Source organism: Glycocaulis sp. (genome assembly GCF_052168375.1).
Taxonomy (GTDB): domain Bacteria; phylum Pseudomonadota; class Alphaproteobacteria; order Caulobacterales; family Maricaulaceae; genus Glycocaulis.
In genome coordinates this window covers 1-1,524 of record NZ_JBQLZR010000010.1, presented here as the reverse complement: position 1 = coordinate 1,524, position 1,524 = coordinate 1, and the positions used below count along the sequence as shown (strand labels likewise).

The window sequence follows — 1,524 nt, the reverse complement described above, 5'->3', positions numbered from 1 at the left end:
CAACAAGCGAGCGCGGGCTGTCCGCGCTTGATCCCTGGACCAATCTCATCCGCGCGGCCTGCGCCGGATTTGCGGGCACGGCGGGCGGCGCGGACGCGCTGACCATCACCCCGCTCACCCGCGCTCTTGGCCGGTCGACGCCTTTCTCGCGCAGGCTCGCCCGCAATCTGCATATCCTTCTGGCCGAAGAGAGCCATGCCGGGCGGATCAATGATCCGGCAGGCGGCAGCTATCTGCATGAAACGCTCAGCCACAAGCTGGCCGATGCCGCATGGGGCGAGATGCAGCGCATTGTGAAGCTCGGCGGAGCGAGCGCCGCTCTGAAAGAAAAAAGCTGGCGCGGAGACATAGAGAAGGCCGCCGCGAGCCTTGCCGGTCTTGTTTCCAGCGGGCGTGAGCAGATTGTCGGGATCACCGCATTTCCAGACCTCGATCCGCGCGCCCTGCAGGCAGACACGGCGCCCTATGACCCGCCTGCACTGGCGCAGAGTGCCTTTGGCGCCGAGCCCGCCGATCCGGTCGGCCTGCCTGACGCAATGCGCATTGCTGCGCCCTACGAGGCAATCCGCCTGAAGGTGGAGGCGTCCGGCCCTCGCAAGGTATTTCTGGCGACGCTGGGCTCTTTGGCGCAATTCAATCCGCGCGCAGGCTTTGCCATTAACCGTCTGGGGGTAGCCGGCCTGCGTGTCCTTCCGGCCGAGGCCCATGAAAGCCTGGAGGCCTGTGTGAAGGCCTTCGCGGCGTCGGGCTCGCCGCTCGCCGTTATTTGCGGCACTGATGCCGCCTACGCCGAATCTGCTGCGCAACTTGCCACCGCGCTGAAAGCAGCCGGAGCCAAGGCAGTATGGCTGGCCGGCCGGCGCGATGCCGCGCCGCAGGACGCCGCGATCGATCACGCCATCCATATGCGTTCGTTTGCGCTGGAAGATGCCCGCCTTGCCGCGCGCGCCATGGGAGTGGACGCATGACCCGCCAGACGCCGCCGGACTTCACCGCCATGCCCTTCCGCCTGCCGGAAAGGGAGGCTTCGACACCGCAACGCCCTGAAGGCTGGATGAGCCCTGAAGGCATCGAGATCGCCCCCAGCTTCACGCGCGGCGATATTACGGGGCTGGATTTTACGGGTGGCCTTCCGGGTCTGGCGCCCTTCCATCGCGGCCCTTACCCGACCATGTTCGTGCAGCGCCCATGGACGATCCGGCAATATGCCGGCTTCTCCACCGCAGAAGACTCCAATGCCTTTTACCGGCGTAATCTTGCCGCCGGGCAGAAGGGCCTTTCCATTGCTTTCGATCTCGCTACCCACCGCGGCTATGACAGCGACAATCCGCGCGTGATCGGCGATGTCGGCATGGCGGGGGTGGCAGTCGATTCCATACTGGACATGCGCCAGCTCTTTGACGGCATTCCGCTCGACCAGATGAGCGTGTCGATGACGATGAACGGTGCGGTTCTGCCCGTGCTCGCTCTCTACATCGTGGCGGCAGAGGAACAGGGCGTGAAGCACGCCCAGCTTTCAGGAAC

2 protein-coding genes are annotated in these 1,524 nt (G+C 65.3%); both read left to right on the top strand.

Going from position 1 to position 1,524, the window contains the following annotated elements; all coding sequences use genetic code 11:
• The coding region (locus ACTS2Z_RS00300) for a methylmalonyl-CoA mutase family protein (RefSeq protein WP_442571238.1) at positions 1-968 on the top strand (968 nt) is incomplete at its 5' end.
• Positions 965-1,524, top strand: a 560-nt coding sequence (locus tag ACTS2Z_RS00295) for a methylmalonyl-CoA mutase family protein (protein WP_442571237.1), incomplete at its 3' end; no start/stop codon positions are given. The genes ACTS2Z_RS00300 and ACTS2Z_RS00295, both read left to right, overlap by 4 nt.